Below are 20,839 nucleotides of genomic sequence, written 5' to 3'. Positions count from 1 at the left end.
ATTTGGCATTATTAGCTGTATTATTTGTCATTATTAGCTGTCATCACCGCTTTACCAAGCATCACTACATCGGCGATAAACCCCTGCATATCGCAAACCTTTGGCATATAGCCCCATTGCTCGAAGCCAAGCTTACGGAACAATCCTAAGCTTGGTTGATTATGCGCAAAGATAAGCGCCACCACGTTATGAATACCTAAGCTCGGCGCTTGCGTCAGCATCCAACGTGTCAATAAGCTACCCAGTCCTTGACCGTGATAATCCTGATGCAAGTAAATACTAATCTCAGTGCTGATATGATAAGCCGGTCGTGCATACAAATCACTAAAGCTGCCCCAAGCGACGATTGGCGATACTGTTTGCCCCTTACCTCCACCGCCTACGGTTTCTGCTTCTTCGATAGCGCGAACAATATAAATAGGTCGCGTGGCACTATTTACATGCTCCTCAAACCAATCCCGACGCTCTTCACAACTGACGGGCGTAAGATTGGCAGTTGCTTGCTTACCGGCGATACTTTGGTTATAAATGGTTAAAATTGCGGGTAAATCTTCTTTTTTGGCACGCTGTACCGTAAAGCTCTCATTGAGCTTATTAATTGCCAAGACAGGTGCCATCGAATGAGAGACTTTATGACAAGTAGCGACGGAGATAGCAGCAGACATAGCGTTTCCATGATTATTAATATAGTCAGTTCAAAATAAAAGCGATACGTTATAGCTATGTGCGACTGGTATAAATTTTCCTTGCTTGCTGTTATCACAGAGGCTACGAAAAATTCATTCCAGTCGCACTGTATCAACTTTAAAGTGATTCTACTATAGTAAAAATGAATGATAAATAACGGCTAATTAGTCATTAATGTCTAATACTTAAGGCTTAGCCGTTGCACCTTTTATCTAATCTAGCTGTACATATCGGAAGTCAGCAGAAGTAATTAACAAAGCAAGCAAGGTAAGGCAGATAAAACCATACCTTTTCAGCTGTTAGCGTAGTTGTTTAATTATCAGCAGACTATAGGATGTTAGTATGGCTATTTTACTTTATAATGACTGATTTTAGACACATCAATCTTTGGTAGAGGTGTGTTTTTTCTTTTTTATCCGGTCTTATCTATCATAGCTGAAAATTTATGAACACCTATTTTCTTGAGCAACTGATGGCATCGCCAAGCGCTTTGTCTGCCAATACTAGCCCAGTAGATTTAGCGCCCTGCGTGCTGACTATCGGTAATTTTGATGGCGTGCATTTGGGTCATCAAGCGATGCTTGCGCACGTGCGTGATATTGCCAAGGCGCAAAATATTGGCTCGGCAGTCATGATATTTGAACCGCAGCCGCGTGAGTTTTTTGCGCCAGCTACCGCGCCTGCCCGCCTCACCAATCTTGCCGAAAAGCAGGCTTTGCTGGCAGAGTACGGCATTGAGACTTTAATTGTCGCAAGCTTTGATGCGGAATTTCGCTCGCTATCAGCGCAGGCATTTGCAGACATTTTGGCATTACGTTTAAATGTACAAGCATTGGTATTGGGTGATGACTTTAAATTTGGTCATGATCGTACCGGTGACAGTCAGTTTTTGCGTGATTACGGCTTAGATGTGACTAATCTGCATACCGTGATCGACGATAAAGGCAAAGGCGCGCGCATTAGCTCTACACGTATACGTAACCTATTATTGGCCGGTGACATTGATGCGGCTAATGCCTTATTGGGTCGCGATTATTCGATGACAGGCGTCGTCGTTGGTGGTGATAAAATCGGTCGTACCATGGACTTTCCCACTGCCAATGTCGACTTAAAACGCATAAAACCTGCTCTACATGGCATATTTGCTGTCGATGTCGTCAGCCTTGATGATAATGGTAATGTCATAGCAAACGGCTTAACCGCACTGACAGATAGCGAAAACCCAGGGGTTGCAGGTTTACGCCCGCATAGTTTATTTGGTACTGCCAATATTGGTATTAGGCCGTCAGTAGATAAAGAGCATGATTGGCGCTTAGAGGTACATTTTCCTAAGCTACAAGCAGACTTATACGGTTTAACCTTGCAAGTACGCTTCTTGCATTATTTACATGGCGAGCGCCATTACGAGAGTTTAGAGGCATTAAAAGCAGGTATTCATAATGATGTTATCGATTTACTCGAATGGCGCGCTAAGCAGTCGAATTAAACTAGTAGTTATGAGCCTATAAAAGCGTAATATATAAAAAAACCCACAGCGTGAATAACGTCTGTGGGTTTTTATTTAGTCTAATATTTCATTATCTTTTAAGCATCAGGATGCATACGCACGTTTAAATCATCGATAACTTCTACCCATGCCGCATCTTTATTCCATTCTTCTTGCAAAAAAGCACGCTGATTGTCATTCCATACCGCCGCTTCGATTAACTTCTCTTCTTTTGCCAGTTTATTATTTTCGACAAAACTGTCAATCGCTTCATCCGAGCTATCAAGCCCTAACTGCGCAAATAATTCATTCATATTGTATTCAGGTTCACCCAACATAGTCTTTTCCTTAATGACAAAAATTTAATAATGATTTGATTGTACTTATTATTTAAATTAGCCACTTTATTGTAGCAAGCTTGCTGCTAATAGCTGTTAATCAACGTTTAGCTAACGTTAGCAATTGTATTGATGGTTACGCAAGACACAAAAAAGCCCTCTATCGTAGAGGGCTTTTCAGATTAAATTCTATATAACAGCTTGAGTAGATTGCCTACTTATGGAAGCAAGTGTGCTACTGCATCACGCTCTTCGCTAAGCTCTTGCTCAGTTGCGGCCATTTTCTCTTTTGAGAAATCTGATGACACGTCAACGCCTTCTACGATAGACCAGTCGCCGTTAGCGCAGGTTACTGGGAATGAGTAGATTAAGCCTTCAGCAATACCGTATTCGCCGTTTGAGTAAACGCCCATAGATACCCAATCGTTCTCTTCAGTACCTAGTGCCCATGTACGTACGTGTGCAATGGCAGCGTTGGCAGCAGAAGCGGCAGATGAGGCACCGCGAGCTTTAATAATCGCTGCACCGCGTTGTTGTACTTCTGGGATATAGGTAGCTTCGTACCATTCGCGATCGACTAAATCTAGTGCTGGCTTACCGTTTACAGTTGCAGACGTTAGATCTGGATACTGAGTAGATGAGTGGTTGCCCCAGATAGTCATGTTTTTGATGTCGTTAACAGTGCTGTCTGTTTTCTCAGCCAACTGTGCCATGGCACGGTTATGATCTAGGCGAGTCATAGCAGTAAAGTTACGTGGATCTAAATCTGGTGCATTACGCTGAGCGATAAGTGCGTTAGTGTTGGCAGGGTTACCGACGACCAATACTTTTACATCACGGCTTGCAACGTCGTTCAATGCTTTACCTTGGGCTGAGAAAATCGCAGCGTTGGCTTCTAGCAAATCTTTACGTTCCATACCTGGGCCACGAGGACGTGAACCGACTAGCAAAGCATAGTCTACATCTTTGAATGCAACGGTCGCATCATCAGTTTGAACGATACCGGCCAATAATGGGAATGCACAGTCTTCTAACTCCATGACCACACCCTTTAGGGCGTCAAGTGCTGGGGCGATTTCAAGCAATTGCAGAATAACTGGCTGATCTTTACCTAGCATCTCACCAGATGCAATACGAAATAACATAGCATAGCTGATATTACCAGCGGCACCAGTGACGGCAACACGTAAAGGCTGTTTCATTGACATTGAATACTCCCTAATTATAGATTAGATAATTCATGATTCTGATTGAGGATGATCGTTTTAGATAGCGATTTACTCGCTGAATATAGCAGTCATAAACCGAGAGCTAGTGTAGCACCTCAGCCTATTAACCGTCTAGAGAAAGCGCGAACGTGATTGATAACTATGCGGGTTATATTGTTACATTTTATACGAACAGATGTTTTATCTTGCGATAAAAAGCTATAAAAATAAAGTCTTAGAGGGATATTCGATGTGATTAAAGAAAAGATTCAATAGGAATTTTAGCAGCATTATTTAAGAGAATTTAATACGATTATTACATAAGTTGTATTACCGTTAAATACATAACACTGCCGTTTTTGTTTATGGTCATTTTTGCTTATGGATAATCGCGCCCTAATTAATAGTCACGCACTGAAAAGTTAAAAGGATATACTTTGTGGTTCATTACTGATTATGACTAATGCCTACTTGCTGCTTACTTGCCGCCTGAGATAGTAAATTTACTGCCACAGTTATCGACGACGTTGCTACAAGTGCCAAAGGCACTGCCTTCATAACAAACATGGACGTCAGTCAATACCATTTGACGACGCGCACCTGCCTGACAAATCAAATCAACGCTATCCGCTGACATACCACTATTTAAGCGGGTCATTTGTCCCACAAAACGCGATTTTAATACCGTATAACTGTTGCCCGTATTCAATTCACTCGGCAGTTTTAAGTCGCCGGCATAGTTGGTGATTTGACGAAAATAATTACTGGCGCTCAGCGGACTACAGACGCCATAGCGCTGCCATGCTTGGGTACGCACCGTGGTATCAGGCATGATACGATTGACGACTTTTAATTGTAGTGGCGTCAAATGTGGCTCACTACCACGCCCGCAGCGCTCGCCATAGCCCATATCTAAACCTGAAACGGTTAGCGAATAGCCTTCTAAACACTGGCGCATACGCGCGCGCGTCGGTTGTAAGCTGCACAGCGCTGGCGTCATCTCAATCATCAGCACACGCTGTCCCGTTTTGGTAGCACTTGCCGCTTGCGCTGGCAATACCATAGCACCCTGCAACAAAAGTAAAGCCGTAATAGCTATCGTAGCATTAGCAGCATTGCCTTTACTTTCATACTTTTTGCTGATCAAGCATTGATTAAAATGCTCCGATAGCCTTGTCTTTGACATCGAGCCCACCTTTGTCTGAACACATAACTGACGCCTAGCTTGCGACAATATAGGCAGATTGAAATATTTTTTAATCATAAGAGGTTAAAGCATTTAGCAATGAAGAAGATAGCTTCTAGAATTGGTTATATTCGGCATTGAGCCAGTTTGCTTTTAAAATATCAGCAACCTAAGAATCAACCAACGAAAAACGCAGACGGTAATTAGAGTCATGGTAGCAAATTGCCTTTTTTAATCTATAGCAAAAACGTAAACAGTGCTTAAAAAGCAAATAACGGACTTTAAAAGGGCGATTTAAAACCCGTCATATATCAGCGCTATAAAAACCGTACCTATAAAAGAAACGCCTATAAAAAAACCACTAGCAGCAAGCTGATAGTGGTTTTTTAGGGTATGGAAAAAGCATTAGAATGCCGCAGGAACCGTTCCCATACGCTGGCTGATAGGCTGATCACGACCTAATAGACTGCTATAAATAGTAGCGTTTTCCATCACGTGTTTGACGTAATTGCGGGTTTCAGGAAAGGCAATAGACTCGACATACTGGTCCGCGGCGAGTGAGCCATAAGTCGGCTGCCAACGTTTGGCATTATTTGGACCGGCGTTATAGCCCGCTGTTGCCAAAACAGGCTGGCTGTTCAATTTGCCAAAGATATCACCCATATACCATGTACCATAACGAATATTGGTATCGCCACTATTGGCACGGCTGGCGCTATAAGTCTCGCCTAAGTTACGCGCAATATATTTTGCCGTATCAGGCATGACCTGCATCAGACCGCTGGCGCCAACGTTTGAGCGCGCCGATGCCACAAAACGGCTTTCTTGACGCATGATGCCATATGCCCACGCCGGATCGATACCCGCCGACTGACTGTGACGGACGACCGCCGATTGGTGCGGCATCGGATGCGATAAAGCCAAGCTGTCTACCCTATCGGTATTATCAACAGCATAAATCGCTCGATCGAGCCAGCCCATATCATACGCTTGGCGCGCCGCAGCAATAATCAAATTGTCATCACGATTATCACGCGCTTTTTTCACCGCCCAATTCCACTCACGGTTGGCATAGGCGCGACTGGCATCGGCATTGTATAAAGCAAATGCCCGTGCAAAGTGTGGGTTTTGCATGACGCGCGCGCGGTCAGCGGTACTGACATTGGGTAAATTACTACCGCCTAAGCGACTGGCATCAAAACGTTGACCGACCTTATCCTTTGCCATTAAGCCATAATACTCATTACTTTTTGCCAAGTTTTGATACATCTTTTTGGCGGTATTGCGTTTGTTGGCATCACTCGATTGCTCATAAGCACGAGCCAGCCAATATTGCCATTGATTGGTTTTTTGCGTTTCGGCGTCCATTTTTGAGATGGCTTCGACCACATCATCCCAACGACTAAAACGAATCGCTGCCATGGCATAATATTCGGCTTCTTCAAAGCTAAAGTCATCATCTAAGCTATTACGGAACCAGTCAACCGCTTCGACATTAAAGCCGTCATCGGTATTATGATTCATGCGCTGTACGCCAAGAATACGATAAGCATAACGACGGGTGTCATCATTTAACAACTTCGCTGAGCGCTGATTGTCTTGCTTAATATCAAAGTCTAATTGTAGCGCCGCCTCACGATAGGATTTTTCTGCCAAGCGCCCCATCGCATATAAATACAAGTATTGATTGGTTTGGGTGTTTGCTTCGCGGGCAAAGCGGCTAAAAAATGATGATGGATTCAGCTGAATTTCACTCAACGACGAGTAAGGAATAGGCGTACCGAGACGTGAAGACAGCGCCATAATATCGCCCGTTTTACCTTTACGCAGCATGCGCTTGAGGCGTGACACTCTATCTTGGTTGCTAATCAGGGCGTTATTATTCATCTCTAGCGCCAACTGGTCACACAAGGCTGGCTGCTTTTTGGTGGCCAGCCAAACGTCAGGCTTTGCGGCCATAGCACGCATGCTATCGCCGCCATTATTAAACCCAAGCGCAACCGCACAGCGCTCGCTATCGTCAGCATTGGTAATCAAATTTGCCACTTGGCGTACGGCGGCATAATCATTGGAGCCCGCTTTGGTTTCCGCAAAGTCGGCCGCCAGTTTTTCTGCCATTACCGTATCTGGATATTGACGCACAAACTGCGATACCGCCGCTGGGCTTTGCGAATTCAAATCGACATTCATACGCCAATAAGTCGGATACATGGCAAACAAGCCGCCACTCATCGCTTGCTCGTAATTATAAAGGGCATTGACATCACCGCGCTCGGCTGCAATCGCCGCCGCCGTAAATGAGCCCACGCCATTATCTGCTTGATAGCTGCTGTTTGACGGCGCACTCTGTGGTTGATAGTTATCCGGCTGATAGCTTTGTGGTTGATAGCTTTCTGGTTTATAGCTTTCTGGCTGATACTTGCCTTCTTGCGGATAACTACTATCACTACCCCAAGTGAGTTCGGCACAAGCGACTTGCGACAAGCCCATGACACCCATCGCCGTCGCCAAACCCAAGGCGCTGGTTTTTAGCGCCGTTTTTTTCAGGCGGTCAGGCGTAATATTTTGGCGCTTGGCATTTTTATCCTTAATACCTTGAGCAACTTGCGGCTTTGTCATACGAATTCTCTTTATAATAAGTCTAAATAATTTGGCTAAATAAATTGTTTCAATATAGGTTTAAACGATAGGTTTAAATGATGTTTTCATCCTACTTAAAACGCTCATTTAAACAATAGTGCAGCTATGGTTACTTTCATCATACTATACTCGTTGCACATTCAACCATAAGCTTTACTTTTCGTTAATAAATCGGATAGCCCTGCGTAACACAGAGGTGCTACGACGCTTAAAACAGTGACAATCGTAATTAATAGCATTTATTGCTGAATAATACTAGGTAAGCATTTGATACTATTATAAATAATCTAGCATAATTATCCCGATAAGCGTACGCTAACTTTTCACATTGGGTCAGGGTTGTGATAAAATGCGCCACCAGTTAATCGCCTACCCCGCTATATTTTTAGTCAATCATGGACTTCGCTTATGAGTGTTACTGTATTTAATCCCCGCATCGATGACGCTGCTGTTGACACAACGGTTACTGCGCCTGCCGTTACGGCACTCAAAGCGCCAAACTCTATCCAAAAACCAATCGCCCAAGCACCAGTCAATGGCGCGCCAAAAAAAGTCTTTGTTACCACCCAAGGCTGTCAGATGAATGTCTATGACTCTGGCAAAATGCTCGACGTACTTGGTGATTCACATGGTATGGAAGTCACCCACGATATCGACGAAGCCGATGTTCTATTAATGAATACCTGCTCAATTCGCGAAAAAGCGCAAGAAAAGGTCTTTTCAGAATTGGGTCGCTGGCGCAAATTGAAAGAAAAACGTCCTGACTTAGTCATCGGTGTTGGCGGCTGTGTGGCCTCACAAGAAGGCGATAATATCCAAAAACGCGCGCCTTATGTTGATATGGTTTTTGGTCCACAAACTTTGCACCGTTTGCCAGAGCTGTATGACCAATCGCACGAGCAGCGTGAAATCTCACCTAAAAATCGCATCGGTACAGTGGATGTGTCATTTCCAAGTATCGAAAAATTTGATTTTCTGCCAGAGCCAAGAGTAGAAGGTTATAAGGCTTTTGTATCCATCATGGAAGGCTGCTCAAAGTATTGCTCATTTTGCGTCGTGCCTTATACCCGCGGTGAAGAATTATCACGTCCGCTTGATGATGTATTGGCAGAAATTGACAGCTTAGCCGCCCAAGGCGTGCGCGAAATCAACCTACTCGGTCAAAACGTCAACGGCTATCGCGGCGAAAAAGACGATGGCAGTATCTGTCGTTTTGCAGAACTGCTGCATTATGTCTCGCACGTCGATGGCGTTGAGCGTATTCGCTATACCACCAGTCACCCGCTTGAGTTTACTGATGATATCATTGATGCTTATGCGCAATTGCCAGAGCTGGTATCACACCTGCATTTGCCAGTTCAAAGTGGCTCAAACGCTATCTTAGCGGCGATGAAACGCAACCATACCATTGATGTTTATATCAATCAGATTAATAAGCTTAAAGCCATACGTCCTGATATTCACTTATCGAGTGACTTTATCATTGGCTTCCCCGGTGAGACTGAGCAAGACTTCCAAGATACTTTAAACCTAGCAAAAGAATTAAATTTCGATCACTCTTACAGCTTTATTTATTCAAAGCGTCCGGGCACGCCAGCGGCAGAGTTGCCGGATGATGTGAGCTTTAAAACTAAAAAAGCGCGCTTGGCAGAATTCCAAAAAGTGATTATCGACTCAACGCTCGCTAAAACCCATGAGATGGTCGGTACGACGACTCGCGTCTTGGTCGAGCAAATCGCCAATCGCCATCCTGATTGCTTAATCGGTACAGCCGATAATACGCGTACGGTCATGTTCCCTTATGACGTTGATAAAATGGATGAGTTACTCGGCAAAATCGTTAGTGTACGTATTACGGATTTTGTCAGTCCGCATATGGTGAAAGGTGAGCTGGTTGAGGTGCTTGCTTAAGTTTTTAAAAAAAATAAATCAATAAAAAAGCCGTTTACTATTAAATAGTGAACGGCTTTTTTGTCGTTAAAGTTTAAGGCTAGAATGAGTAATCATTATTCTGACAACCAGTCCGTCTGCCGCAATTGCTGCTTGGTCTCACGGCGACGTTTTTTGCGGACGATATCAATATCTTCTTTCTCATGAATACCACCTTTTTTTAACAGCGGATCAAGCGCTAAATAATTACGCGGTTTGACAGTGCCTAGCGAGTCTTGCACACCTGTCACATTTTGACGTTCTAACTGTCGTTCAATTTGTTGGGCCTTTTTTAAGGTTTGTTTTAAGCTCATATTGTTACCTGTTCTTTAATTCTTCTGAGATACCAATGCCGAAAATTATCTTAGCGAGGAAAACGAGCGCAAATTGTACATTCAGTACATTAAGCGAATTTGACGACGCTAAGATGATTTGCAGGTTTGGTATTAACCTTTAATACACATGACCTGTTTCAGCGTATGCACCACTTCAACTAAGTCGGTTTGGTTGGCCATGACCTGATCGATGTCTTTATATGCGCCCGGTATCTCATCAATGACGCTTTTGTCTTTACGACATTCGACGCCATCGGTTTGCGCTTTTAACTCATCGATAGTAAAGGCACGCATGGCTTTACCTCGGCTCATCTGTCGACCTGCGCCATGTGAACACGAACAAAACGATTCCGCCTCCCCAAGACCACGTACGATAAAAGACTTGGCACCCATAGAACCGGGGATAATCCCCAACTCACCTGCATAGGCACTGATAGCGCCTTTACGAGTCACATAGACTTGCTCACCAAAATGGACTTCTTCATTGACATAGTTATGATGGCAATTAATAGCTTCTTTGGTGAGCTGAAATCTTGGCAAGCCTGATTGTGGTGACTGCATTGCTTTGATGACTAGACGCATCATCTCACGGCGGTTTTCTAGTGCGTAATCCTGTGCCCAGCCTACGGCCTCAACATAATCGGCAAAACTATCAGACCCTTCAGCAAAGTAAGACAAATCCCGATCTGGCACATGACCAAAGCGCGATTGACGCTCTTTTTTGGCAAGATTAATAAAGTAGCGACCGATGCAATTACCAATGCCGCGACTACCAGAATGCAGCATGACCCAGACATCATTGTTTTCATCCAAGCACAGCTCAATAAAATGATTACCACCACCCAATGTGCCGAGCTGCTTTGCCCACGTGCGCTCAAAACCTTTAAGCATTTTGAGTAAACCTGGGTGCTTATCAGTAATCGGTTTTAAGCGTTTGCCTAATGGATCAAGCGTTGAGTTTTTAGCTTGAATTTGCTTGTGCATGTTGAAGCCAACTGGCACTTGCTGCTCAACTATCAAACGCAGTGATTTCAAACTATCAGGCAAGTCGCTTGCCGTCAGGGACAAACGCACCGCGTTCATACCGCAGCCAATATCTACACCGACTGCGGCAGGAATGATGGCGGACTTGGTCGGAATCACACTACCAATTGTGGCGCCTTTGCCAACATGCACATCGGGCATCACCGCAATATGCGAATGTACAAACTCCAACTGGGCTACATTGCGTAATTGCTGCATCGCACCTTGCTCGACATCTGAGGTGTAAATCTTGACTGGTACGCCATATTTACGATTTTCGTTTAATACTAATTGAATGCTCATAATTTATTATTTCCATTTTATTATTTTAATAACCATGCAGAGTATTCTTTAATGCTACTTATCTTTATAATTTTATACATCACTTATCCATCTCATTTAAAAGTAGCACTTAATAAGAAAATAAATTATAAAATATAGACAATAAAGTACCGTATCTCTATTAATTAAAAAATTAATAGAAACTCATGGTTAATTTATGATGGACGTTTTCAAGATAGGTTTTATGATACCAAAAAAGACAGCATAAATATTATACGCATAGATGGTCATCCACTAAATAATAGTGTGAGCCACCATATTGGTCACAATAGTAACGTAAAATGTTAGATAAATAGATAACAGCAAGCGCAAAAATGCTTAGCACTATCACATTGCTATTTTGACACGGAATACTTAGAAGAGGAATCGAGTAGATACAGAAGGCCAGTCGTTGATATCAGTAAACAGGATATCACTCAATAGCTTATATATAAATTCAGCCAAACCTTTTCGAAGTCGTCATTGCTGTCATATAGCTTACACATTTAATCTTTAGAAACGTCTTGATATTTAAATAGGACACGATGATTCCTCCGTAGGTTGTGGCCAATGTCAGAGCGACAATAGCAGATTGACTGGGATGATTTATTACTTATAAAAGATAAGCCTTATAAATCAATGAGCTAATAATAACGATTTAAAAAATAAAGTCAATAATTAATTTAACTTATATATAAATTTTATACAAAATATACATATGATTAATAATATCACTTTAGACATAGACCCCAGTATTTTTTAAACCATAAAACCATTTAATACTTCAGCCAATAACGCCGCGGCAATTAAGAGAAAGATTACCCCGCACGCACGATTTAACCACGCTAAGCGATTGCCAACATCTAGCCAACTTGCCAGCTTTGTACCGCCCAATGTATAAACGATTTGCCATATTGTCTCGCTTAAGAACAACCCTGCCGTTAATAAAATATATTGCGGCCATAGCGGCGCACTAAAATTGATGAATTTGGGGAAAAACGCGGCAAAAAACAAGATCGCTTTTGGATTAGACAGCGACACCCAAATACCGGTACGAAATAAGGTCATATTGCTCGGCGATACTTTGACTGCCGCACTAGATAGTGAGCGCGGCTGCGGCGTTGTTTTATCAGTCACAGCTGACATCGTATCAGGATAGTCAGCCGCGACCTCCTCGCCCATTTCGCGGGCATCGCTCATCAAACTACTATCACCAGCATCGCGCCACGAGCTGATGCCCAAATAGATTAAATAGGCGGCACCCACAGCTTTGATAACAGTTAGCACCCAAGGCGATTGGCGACTGATTACATCTAAGCCAAGTAAGGTCGAGAGAAGCAGTAAAAACAAACCCAAACTCAGACCTGCCAGTGTCCATAAGGTGCGCTTCACGCCATAATTCATACCATACTGGAATGCCAGCAGCATATTCGGCCCAGGGGTCGCTGAAATAAAAAACGTACTTGCAAAAAATACCGCAAACAGATGCCAAGACATCAACGAACCCCTACTTTTTATTAATAGAAAATTTAAATGCTTAATGGTTAATACTTAATGGTGAAAAAATAAACACCGCCATAAAGACGGTGTATTTTATGCTCATGTATATTGCAAAAGAACTACTTGCTGCTTATTGTATCAATTGCTGGCACAGCTGTTTAGCAGCTTTTGTAAAAACTCATCACAGCGTACCATCTCACTCAGCGCCACATACTCGTCGGCTTTATGTGCCTGCTCAATACTACCGGGGCCGCAGATAATCGTTGGGATGCCCGCATTGGTAAACTGCCCGCCTTCCGTCGCATAAGCAACTTTATGACGGGTATCATCGCCCGTCAGTGCGGCTATTAACGCTTGTAGCTCGGTGCTGTCGCTATCGGTCATCGCTGGTACACTTTCTTCTTGCAGCAGCTCAATGCCGGTATCGGCCGCACGTGCTTGCATTTGTGCGTTTAGCTCTGCAACTTTTGCCTGAATTGGTGCGAGTATATCGTCTTGCGTCATATGCGGTAGATTACGATAATCAAAGGTAAACTCGCACAGATTGGGGACAATGTTGGTCGCGGTGCCACCTTTTATCGTACCCACCGAAAGTGTCGAATAAGGCACATCAAACATGGCATCGTTATCACTGCGATAGCTCATCTCTTCTGCTAATTCATCGACATACCCAATCAGACGACTGGCATAACTAATGGCGTTAACACCCTGCTTCGTCAATGACGAATGCGCCGACTTACCATGGACACGGCAACGGTAAACCGCGATGCCTTTATGCGCCACCACCATCGCCATATTGGTTGGCTCACCAACGATACAGTAGTCAGGTGTAATACCGCGCGCCTTTAAATCGGCTAATATCAATGGCGCACCCAAGCAGCCAACTTCCTCATCAAATGACAATGCCAAATGTAATGGACGACGCAATTGACCTGCGTTAGATAGCTTTACCGCTTGTGGTAATAGCGTCAACGCACAGGCAATAAAGCCTTTCATATCGCAAGCACCGCGTCCGTATAGCTTGTCGCCACGAATGGTCGCTGTGAACGGCTCTGATGTCCATTCTTGTCCATCGACAGGCACCACATCGGTATGACCCGATAGCACCAGACCATGATTCACATCGTCAGCGTTTGCCCCTGCTGGCACCGTAACAAATAAATTGGCTTTATTTTTAACGTCATTAAAGGTCAAATCTACTGTTAAGCTCAATTGCTCACAGTAAGCTTGTACATCTTCAATCAAAGCTAAATTAGAATGCCGACTGACCGTATCAAAGGCAATCAGCCGTGTTAGCCAGTCGATACTGTCGGTAGGATAATTAGCAGTGGGATAATTGGCAGTAGGATAACTAGCAGTAGCCGTTGCTTGCTCTTTACCTTTATTGTGATTTATTAGCGTCATAAGACATCCTTATCGTACTACAAGATAAAAAGACCCAGCTTTTTAATGAGCCTTTTTTAATGAGCTTTTTTGAAATGAACGCTGTTGCAGGGCTTTAATTTCTCCATCTAAGCCAGCAATCGGACCATCTACTGGTACATTCGGCGCAACTTCTTGAATGGTTAATGAATTGATGGGCGATGTCGATGTTACGCCCATCTCATCCATCCATTCGCTTAGCTGCCTTGATGAGCTGATATAAACAATACGCCCAAGTCCTGCCCAAGCATGCGCGGCAGAGCACATAGCACAATGCTCACCCGAAGTATAGACCACTGCTTTTGCCCGTGCTTCAGGGGTCATATTTTGAGCAGCCCATTTTGCCACGGCAATTTCAGGATGGTAGGTTGCATCAACCGTATTAGCGCGATTACGATCTTCACATAATATAGTGCCATCACCATCGACCAATACGCTACCAAACGGCGCATCGCCTGCCTCTAATGCTTCCTTAGCAAGCTCAATGCAGCGGCGCAAATAAATCATATCATTATCAGTAATCATCATAGTTTCCCTCCTGTTATTAAGAGCCGATGCTTGTTAAGAACCAATGTTTATTAAGAGCCAATGCTTATTAAGAGCCAATGCTGGCTCTTAAAATTCATCATATCCTTTTAGCAAATCCTAGCATTGATGATAAGTTAATTTTTATGACAATTGGTTTTTATGATAGTTACTTCTTACGATGGCGTCTTTATTATGACGGACGGTTTTGATTCATCACATCAAGCACTGGCGGCATCGGTTTTGGCAACTTCCCTTCTGCTTGTAGCTCTTTGGTGGTTTTGGCATCGATAGCCAGTCCAGCAATCAGGGCAATATCTTTCACCGCTTTACGCTTACGAGTAGCAAAGCTCACTGGCACCATGCGTGCAAACTCATAAATATGCAGATAAGACTCTTCGCCACCTTCAAAGTCTTCGTCATCTTCTAAACGAATCCCGCCGATTTTAGCCAAATCCGACAACATCTCGTTTTCATCGCTACTCAGACCACAGTCAGTAATACCAAAACCAGTCATAAAACCATTTGCCCACTGTTTCAGAGCAATTACGCGCTCGTACAAGTCATGTTCATCATCTGGTACCAGCGGCGTATACGAATAAGCATCGTCTTTGTCTTTTAACTGAAAGACGGTATCTTCCGCTTCTTCAGTCAACAAGGTTAGTGCTTCGTCAGGTAATGGCGCAAAACTCAGCTCCTCAAACACCTTTGCCCATACTGGCTCATCAGGCGCATCACAGGCGGTCATCAGCCCTGTCATCAAGCCATGTACCTCGCTGATAGACACGTCAGTCCAGTCATCAAACGCAGTCAGCCATGTATTCCAGCCAGAGATATTATCATTCATAATAGAGGTCCTAGTTATTGATTAATAGTATTAAATATGGATAAACGCCGCACGATGTTATGAATAAGGCGGCGATTGATAGCAGTCAAGAAACAAAGCGGCATACAATTACTTTGTTGATATAGATATTATGCGGTCACCTATGGCATTATTAAACGCAGAGAACAAAATTCATTCACGCTTACTTGTTAAGGATAAAAACTGACTATGTATGACCAACTTAGAATATTAGAAAAAATGGTACTCGACATCAAAAAACAGTATCAGCTTGTCAGTGCTGAACTTAGCAGCCTCAAGCAACAACCAATGACTGACCCAAAGGAGCTTGCCGCGCTAAAAACCAAACTCGACAGCAGCTATACAGAGCGTGACGGTGCCAAAAAACAATTGAGCGATTTAGATAAGCGTTATCAAAACCTTGCTGAAGCGCATCATATGATAGGCGAAGAGCAAGATAATTTGCAAAAACAGATTAGCCAATTACAACAAAAAAATAATGAGCTGCAGCAGCAAAATAATGAATTAAAGCAGCAGTACAGCGATATTAAACAGCAAAATAACGATTTGAGAAAGAAAAACGAGCTGGCAGCTGAGCGCACGCAAGTGGTATTAAAGCGCTTAACCCGTATTGATCAAGCAGAAGGCTAAGCAGAAAGTTAGGAAAAAAGTTAGACACCGATGGTAATGAATCACGCTTAACTTGCCTATTTTTGCTAATTAATTTTTATTCATTAAATCGCCAAGTTTATCATTACCATATTTATAGCTGTGATAGTTAATTACTCACTTTACTGACATATATTGTAGGATTTATCATGACCGATGACCGCGCAAACCCTGTAGACAGTCAAAAAACAATGCCAAATAATTCGAATACTGATAGTAGTAATACAAATAGTAATAATGCGAATAGCGCCAGTGCAAATAGTGCGAGTGCAAATAACAGTACGGTAAATAGCAGCGCGGCCAGACCTGCTGCTAAAGCTGCAAGCGCTCCTGAACCGCAAATTAAAAAGGTCGATGTGGCGATTGCTGGCGTGACCTATCCGATTTATTGCCCCGTGCATGAGCAAGAAGAGCTGCACTCAGCGGTTTCTTATATCAATAACTATGCGTTAGATCTCAAACGCGATGCGCCAAGCCTCAGTCAAGAAAGCCTCTTAGTACTGTGCTGCTTGAACCTGTATGAAAAAATCCATGCCAACCAAAGAAGTGAAGAAGATCGTCTGCAGCAGAGCAAGCAGTCTGAAGCCTTATTAAATAAAATTATGAAAGACGCCCATTCTATTTTATAAGCTTGTACCGATATTAAATTGCTATTCTAAAAAGATAAGCGCTTAACTCATTGAAGCTAAGCGCTTTTTTAAATGTAAATAATATCTTATTTACTTATGCTTTACGATTTATGGCTTACAAATTAGGCATCTGCTTGATAAGTCTTACCGGCGTGAAAATCCGCTTGATGCTCATAATTGCAAAAGAATAATTCTTTATTACTGTCCATATCATTACCGCTGTCACTATTTACCGCTAAGTCTGCTGCTGAATTCTCTTCCAAAGAAACGGGCTTGGTCTCTAACACACCACGGTATTCAGCCAAACTATTGCCACAAAAATTGCACTGACGCGGCGTGGTCACATCACCCTTTTTTGGCATCATACTTTTGGGTGCGCGTGGGTACATAAACTTATAAAAGCCCCACATCACAGCCCAGATAATAAGAATTACAATAATAACAGCCAACACGGCAGTGCTCCTTCGAATAGGGTCTAAGACATTATAAACTTAACGCTGCAGAATAAGCGCATAAAAAACTGGCCACATGGAGCCAGTTTTTTAAGTCGTTAATAAATCAAAAGCATAAATGCTCAGCGTGTCATTGGGCTATGACTTTTAAACTATAACTGTCGAACTATAATCAACCAACTATAGCTGCAGCTCACTGATATCAGCAACGGTTAAGAATAAGGCACGAACTCGCTTAAGTAGCGCTAAGCGATTGTTCTTTAGCGTAGCATCGTCACTATTGACCATCACATTATCAAAGAATTGCGTCAACGGCTCATCTAAGCTAGTAAGCGTTTGCAATACTTGCGTATAGTCAGCTTGCTCAAGTAATGGTTGTACCACTGTCTGCGCTTGCTTCACACTCGCATATAAATTTTGCTCAGCAGATTCAGATAGTAGAGCTTCATCAACAGTGTCAGCAACGCTCACTTCTGACTTGGCTAAAATATTGGCAACACGTTTGTTTGAATCTGCCAACATTGAAGCTTGTGACACTTTACTAAAGCTCTGTACGGCACGGATACGCTGATCAAAATCAAGCGGCATATGCGGATTGATTGCTTGCACTGCTTGAATGGTATCGACGCTAACGCCTTGCTCGGTATACATGGCACGATAGCGTGAATTTAAAAACGCCATCACTTGGGTAAAGGTATCGCCCATTTTGGCAATCTTGCTACCATCGCTCGTGCTATAGCCTTTAATTGCTTGCTCAACCAGAGCCACTAGATTAATCGGTAACTGCTTTTCAATGAGAATACGCAAAATACCAATCGCTGAGCGACGTAAGCTGAACGGGTCTTTAGAACCCGTCGGTGCTTGGTCAATGGCAAAAATACCAACCAGCGTATCTAAGCGGTCGGCCAATGCTAAACAAATACCAATCGGCGTTTTTGGTAACACATCACCGCTGAACTTAGGCAGATACTGCTCTTCCAAACTTGCTGCAACTGCTTCTGGCTCACCATTTAAGCGCGCATAATACGTGCCTGCGATACCTTGCAATTCAGGATATTCACCGACGAGGGAGCTTGCCAAATCTGCTTTGGACAAAATCGCGGCACGTACCGTTTCATCAACATTAATATCGCGACCTTGCTGCTGCATTAAAGTAGCGATAAAAGCGGCAAGTTTCGCAATACGCTCAGATTTTTCCCAAATCGTACCTAGCTTATCTTGAAAGACGCGCGTTTTAAGGCTTTCTGTCAGCGCAAATAATGGCTGCTTTTGGTCTTGTAAGAAGAAAAACTCGGCATCGGCCAAACGTGGACGTACGACTTTCTCATTACCTTCAATAATTTGATTGGGGTCTTTTGACTCAATATTGGTAATAAAAATAAAGTACGGCTGTAGCTTGCCCGCTTTATCGGTCAAGCAAAAATACTTTTGATCGGCTTGCATGGTCGAGATAAGCGCTTCTTGCGGCACTTGTAAAAAGCGCGCCTCAAAGTTTGCTCGCAGCGCAATCGGAAAATCAACCAACGCGGTTACTTCATCTAATAAATCTTGCGGTACGATAGCATCAGCATTGACTTCATCGGCCAGTGCTTTAACTTGATTTTTAATCAGCATTTGACGCTTATCAAAATCAGCCACCACTTTTAAGCCATCGAGCAGTTGCTCATAATCATTGGCGTGCGCAATAGTATAATAGTCAGGGCTATGGAAGCGATGACCACGGGTTTGCGTACCCGTCTGATGTCCTTGGATAGTGGCCTCAATAACCGTACTATCTTGCATCAATACCGCCCACTGTACCGGACGTACAAACTCATTGCGGCTTGCGCCTGAACGCATGCGTTTAGCAATTGGCAAATTATCAAGCGCCGTTTGGAATATCGCAGGTAGCAGCTCAGTGGTCGCTTGACCATCAATGACTTGCTCATAGCCGACATAGTCACCTTTATCGGTATTGATGGTTATCAGCTCGCTGGCTTCAATACCTAAACCCTTGGCAAAACCCATTGCCGCGCGGGTTGGATTGCCATCGCTATCAAACGCCGCTTTAATCGCCGGGCCGCGCTTTTGCTCGCTACGGTCAGGTTGCTTATCGCTGATACCTTGAATCTGAATCGCCAAACGACGCGGAGCAGCAAAGGCTTTGATGCTATCAAACGTGATATCAGCTTCAGTCAATTGCTCGGTGACACTGGCTTGTAGCGCGTCACGTAAAGGCTTTAGGCTTTTTGGAGGTAATTCTTCACACCCCAGTTCAAATAGAATAGTACTCATGGGATGCTCCTATTTATTATTATTAGTAGTTTGATTGTTTTCAGTAGACTGACTAGCGTCTGTAACGTTATCTGTTACCGATTCTTCTTTTGGCAAATACTTATCGAGTGCAGCTTGACGATGCGCCTCATCAGCCAATGGGAAGCCTAACTTAGCGCGTGCTTCGACATAACCAATGGCGACTTTACGTGCCAGTGTACGCACTCGCAAAATAAAACGCTGACGTTCGGTCACTGAAATCGCGCCACGAGCATCGAGTAAGTTAAAGGCATGCGAAGCTTTTAACACCATCTCATAGGCTGGTAATGGCAACCCTTCAGCAACCAATTTATCTGCTTGCTGCTCATAAAAGTCGAACATCTGACCCATCATTGGCACATCGGCGTGCTCAAAGTTATAGGTCGATTGCTCAACTTCGTTTTGATGAAAGACATCACCATAAGTGACGCGACCAAACTCACCATCTGCCCACACCAAATCATAAACGCTATCGACGCCTTGTACATACATCGCCAAGCGCTCAAGACCGTAGGTAATCTCACCCGTCACTGGGAAACACTCAATACCGCCCACTTGCTGGAAATAAGTAAACTGGGTGACTTCCATACCATTGAGCCAAATCTCCCAACCAAGTCCCCACGCACCAAGCGTTGGCGACTCCCAGTTGTCTTCAACAAAACGCACATCGTGCACCAGCGGATCGATGCCAATGGCTCTTAATGAGTCTAAATACAGCTCTTGGATATTGGGTGGATTGGGCTTAAGCACCACTTGAAACTGATAGTAATGCTGTAAGCGGTTCGGGTTATCACCGTAGCGTCCATCGGTTGGACGACGTGATGGCTGCACGTAAGCGGCATTCCAGCGCTCAGGACCTAAAGAACGTAAAAATGTCGCAGTATGAAAAGTACCCGCGCCGACTTCCATATCATACGGCTGCAAGATAACGCAGCCCTTGTCAGCCCAATAATTTTGTAGGGTTAGGATGAGATCTTGAAACGTCATCGGTTGAGAGTCTTTTTCTTGTGTCATCGAGGTTGTCGCTTGTGATGTCATAGTTTGGATTGTCATAGTTTGGGGCATCGTAATAAAGCCACGGTGGAATTAGTATTATGAAATAAAATATTGATAGCGCTCGTATAGCCTATTCGGCAACGACTCTATTTGCCTGCTCACCTTACTAAAAATTGACTATTTTATCTATATTTACCGCAATTAAATTTATCTCACGGGCTTAAATCGTCAGTTATACGCCTTGTTTATCGTTAAACTGTCCGGATAGGCGTTATTAAGCCTATAGATATAAAAGTAAGATAAAAAAATACCCAAATGCAGAGCATCTGGGCAGGAGGAAAAGTATGTCTTTGCTAT

18 protein-coding genes are annotated in these 20,839 nt (G+C 43.5%); 4 read left to right on the top strand and 14 right to left on the bottom strand.

Annotated elements, in window-relative coordinates:
- Positions 1 to 20: 20 nt before the first annotated feature.
- The gene (locus B3Q63_RS04175) at positions 21 to 665 is read right to left on the bottom strand and encodes a GNAT family N-acetyltransferase (RefSeq protein WP_296174126.1); all 645 of its coding nucleotides are present in this window, start codon (positions 663 to 665) and stop codon (positions 21 to 23) included.
- Positions 666 to 1,132: 467 nt separating this feature from the next.
- Between B3Q63_RS04175 and ribF the strand changes: the two genes are divergently transcribed.
- On the top strand, positions 1,133 to 2,173 hold the full coding sequence (ribF, locus tag B3Q63_RS04170; protein WP_414706304.1) for a riboflavin biosynthesis protein RibF: 1,041 nt from the start codon (positions 1,133 to 1,135) through the stop codon (positions 2,171 to 2,173).
- A 98-nt stretch (positions 2,174 to 2,271) separates the two neighbouring features.
- Here the strand turns inward: ribF and B3Q63_RS04165 are convergent, their stop codons facing one another.
- The 4 genes from B3Q63_RS04165 to B3Q63_RS04150 form a co-directional block, all read right to left on the bottom strand.
- Positions 2,272 to 2,511: a DUF2789 family protein gene (locus tag B3Q63_RS04165; RefSeq protein WP_183620354.1), complete on the bottom strand. Its 240-nt coding sequence runs from the start codon at positions 2,509 to 2,511 to the stop codon at positions 2,272 to 2,274.
- Between the two features lie 218 nt (positions 2,512 to 2,729).
- Entirely contained in the window at positions 2,730 to 3,719 is a 990-nt protein-coding gene (locus tag B3Q63_RS04160; RefSeq protein ID WP_296174124.1) for a malate dehydrogenase, read from the bottom strand.
- 478 nt (positions 3,720 to 4,197) lie between these two features.
- The gene (locus tag B3Q63_RS04155; RefSeq protein WP_296174123.1) at positions 4,198 to 4,905 is read right to left on the bottom strand and encodes a hypothetical protein; all 708 of its coding nucleotides are present in this window, start codon (positions 4,903 to 4,905) and stop codon (positions 4,198 to 4,200) included.
- A gap of 405 nt (positions 4,906 to 5,310) precedes the next feature.
- Complete coding sequence (locus B3Q63_RS04150) at positions 5,311 to 7,524, bottom strand: lytic transglycosylase domain-containing protein (protein WP_296174120.1); 2,214 nt, start codon at positions 7,522 to 7,524, stop codon at positions 5,311 to 5,313.
- Positions 7,525 to 7,953: 429 nt separating this feature from the next.
- On the opposite strand from B3Q63_RS04150, the gene miaB reads away from it, so the two are divergent.
- The gene (miaB, locus tag B3Q63_RS04145; protein ID WP_296174117.1) at positions 7,954 to 9,456 is read left to right on the top strand and encodes a tRNA (N6-isopentenyl adenosine(37)-C2)-methylthiotransferase MiaB; all 1,503 of its coding nucleotides are present in this window, start codon (positions 7,954 to 7,956) and stop codon (positions 9,454 to 9,456) included.
- 95 nt (positions 9,457 to 9,551) lie between these two features.
- On the opposite strand, the gene B3Q63_RS04140 is transcribed toward miaB, so the two are convergent.
- From B3Q63_RS04140 to B3Q63_RS04115, 6 genes are all read right to left on the bottom strand, one after another.
- Positions 9,552 to 9,788, bottom strand: coding sequence for a hypothetical protein (locus tag B3Q63_RS04140; RefSeq protein WP_296174114.1), 237 nt, complete (start codon positions 9,786 to 9,788; stop codon positions 9,552 to 9,554).
- Positions 9,789 to 9,920: 132 nt separating this feature from the next.
- Positions 9,921 to 11,135, bottom strand: a complete 1,215-nt coding sequence (locus B3Q63_RS04135) for an RtcB family protein (RefSeq protein ID WP_296174111.1) — start codon at positions 11,133 to 11,135, stop codon at positions 9,921 to 9,923.
- 777 nt (positions 11,136 to 11,912) lie between these two features.
- Positions 11,913 to 12,650: a LysE family translocator gene (locus B3Q63_RS04130; RefSeq protein WP_201564831.1), complete on the bottom strand. Its 738-nt coding sequence runs from the start codon at positions 12,648 to 12,650 to the stop codon at positions 11,913 to 11,915.
- Positions 12,651 to 12,791: 141 nt separating this feature from the next.
- Positions 12,792 to 14,057, bottom strand: a complete 1,266-nt coding sequence (gene argE, locus B3Q63_RS04125; RefSeq protein WP_296174110.1) for an acetylornithine deacetylase — start codon at positions 14,055 to 14,057, stop codon at positions 12,792 to 12,794.
- A gap of 42 nt (positions 14,058 to 14,099) precedes the next feature.
- A complete protein-coding gene (locus B3Q63_RS04120) occupies positions 14,100 to 14,600 on the bottom strand; it encodes a nucleoside deaminase (protein WP_296174108.1) in 501 nt (166 codons plus the stop codon).
- Between the two features lie 193 nt (positions 14,601 to 14,793).
- Entirely contained in the window at positions 14,794 to 15,447 is a 654-nt protein-coding gene (locus B3Q63_RS04115) for a UPF0149 family protein (RefSeq protein WP_201564833.1), read from the bottom strand.
- 207 nt (positions 15,448 to 15,654) lie between these two features.
- Between B3Q63_RS04115 and B3Q63_RS04110 the strand changes: the two genes are divergently transcribed.
- The gene (locus B3Q63_RS04110) at positions 15,655 to 16,095 is read left to right on the top strand and encodes a hypothetical protein (RefSeq protein WP_201564834.1); all 441 of its coding nucleotides are present in this window, start codon (positions 15,655 to 15,657) and stop codon (positions 16,093 to 16,095) included.
- Between the two features lie 167 nt (positions 16,096 to 16,262).
- Complete coding sequence (locus B3Q63_RS04105; RefSeq protein ID WP_296174105.1) at positions 16,263 to 16,742, top strand: cell division protein ZapA; 480 nt, start codon at positions 16,263 to 16,265, stop codon at positions 16,740 to 16,742.
- A 122-nt stretch (positions 16,743 to 16,864) separates the two neighbouring features.
- On the opposite strand, the gene B3Q63_RS04100 is transcribed toward B3Q63_RS04105, so the two are convergent.
- The 3 genes from B3Q63_RS04100 to glyQ form a co-directional block, all read right to left on the bottom strand.
- Positions 16,865 to 17,194, bottom strand: a complete 330-nt coding sequence (locus B3Q63_RS04100; protein ID WP_227692365.1) for a hypothetical protein — start codon at positions 17,192 to 17,194, stop codon at positions 16,865 to 16,867.
- Positions 17,195 to 17,374: 180 nt separating this feature from the next.
- Positions 17,375 to 19,468 carry a glycine--tRNA ligase subunit beta gene (glyS, locus tag B3Q63_RS04095; RefSeq protein WP_296174099.1) on the bottom strand — a complete coding sequence of 698 codons (2,094 nt, stop codon included), beginning with the start codon at positions 19,466 to 19,468 and terminating at the stop codon, positions 17,375 to 17,377.
- Between the two features lie 9 nt (positions 19,469 to 19,477).
- Positions 19,478 to 20,473 carry a glycine--tRNA ligase subunit alpha gene (gene glyQ, locus B3Q63_RS04090; protein WP_296174343.1) on the bottom strand — a complete coding sequence of 332 codons (996 nt, stop codon included), beginning with the start codon at positions 20,471 to 20,473 and terminating at the stop codon, positions 19,478 to 19,480.
- Positions 20,474 to 20,839 lie beyond the last annotated feature (366 nt).

Source organism: Psychrobacter sp. UBA2769, assembly GCF_002352555.1.
Classification (GTDB): Bacteria; Pseudomonadota; Gammaproteobacteria; order Pseudomonadales; family Moraxellaceae; genus Psychrobacter; species Psychrobacter maritimus.
Note: the sequence above shows the minus strand (reverse complement) of the source record. Positions and strands in the feature narration are given on the sequence as shown.

Excerpts from the sequence above, each read along its gene's own strand:
- B3Q63_RS04130 (WP_201564831.1), bottom strand. The coding sequence starts at position 12,650 with ATGTCTTGGCATCTGTTTGCGGTATTTTTTGCAAGTACGTTTTTTATT.
- B3Q63_RS04140 (WP_296174114.1), bottom strand. The coding sequence starts at position 9,788 with ATGAGCTTAAAACAAACCTTAAAAAAGGCCCAACAAATTGAACGACAG.
- B3Q63_RS04155 (WP_296174123.1), bottom strand. The coding sequence starts at position 4,905 with ATGTCAAAGACAAGGCTATCGGAGCATTTTAATCAATGCTTGATCAGC.
- B3Q63_RS04175 (WP_296174126.1), bottom strand. The coding sequence starts at position 665 with ATGTCTGCTGCTATCTCCGTCGCTACTTGTCATAAAGTCTCTCATTCG.
- B3Q63_RS04135 (WP_296174111.1), bottom strand. The coding sequence starts at position 11,135 with ATGAGCATTCAATTAGTATTAAACGAAAATCGTAAATATGGCGTACCA.
- argE (WP_296174110.1), bottom strand. The coding sequence starts at position 14,057 with ATGACGCTAATAAATCACAATAAAGGTAAAGAGCAAGCAACGGCTACT.
- glyS (WP_296174099.1), bottom strand. The coding sequence starts at position 19,468 with ATGAGTACTATTCTATTTGAACTGGGGTGTGAAGAATTACCTCCAAAA.
- glyQ (WP_296174343.1), bottom strand. The coding sequence starts at position 20,473 with ATGACGTTTCAAGATCTCATCCTAACCCTACAAAATTATTGGGCTGAC.
- B3Q63_RS04160 (WP_296174124.1), bottom strand. The coding sequence starts at position 3,719 with ATGTCAATGAAACAGCCTTTACGTGTTGCCGTCACTGGTGCCGCTGGT.
- B3Q63_RS04110 (WP_201564834.1), top strand. The coding sequence starts at position 15,655 with ATGTATGACCAACTTAGAATATTAGAAAAAATGGTACTCGACATCAAA.
- B3Q63_RS04115 (WP_201564833.1), bottom strand. The coding sequence starts at position 15,447 with ATGAATGATAATATCTCTGGCTGGAATACATGGCTGACTGCGTTTGAT.
- B3Q63_RS04150 (WP_296174120.1), bottom strand. The coding sequence starts at position 7,524 with ATGACAAAGCCGCAAGTTGCTCAAGGTATTAAGGATAAAAATGCCAAG.
- miaB (WP_296174117.1), top strand. The coding sequence starts at position 7,954 with ATGAGTGTTACTGTATTTAATCCCCGCATCGATGACGCTGCTGTTGAC.
- B3Q63_RS04165 (WP_183620354.1), bottom strand. The coding sequence starts at position 2,511 with ATGTTGGGTGAACCTGAATACAATATGAATGAATTATTTGCGCAGTTA.
- B3Q63_RS04120 (WP_296174108.1), bottom strand. The coding sequence starts at position 14,600 with ATGATTACTGATAATGATATGATTTATTTGCGCCGCTGCATTGAGCTT.
- ribF (WP_414706304.1), top strand. The coding sequence starts at position 1,133 with ATGAACACCTATTTTCTTGAGCAACTGATGGCATCGCCAAGCGCTTTG.
- B3Q63_RS04105 (WP_296174105.1), top strand. The coding sequence starts at position 16,263 with ATGACCGATGACCGCGCAAACCCTGTAGACAGTCAAAAAACAATGCCA.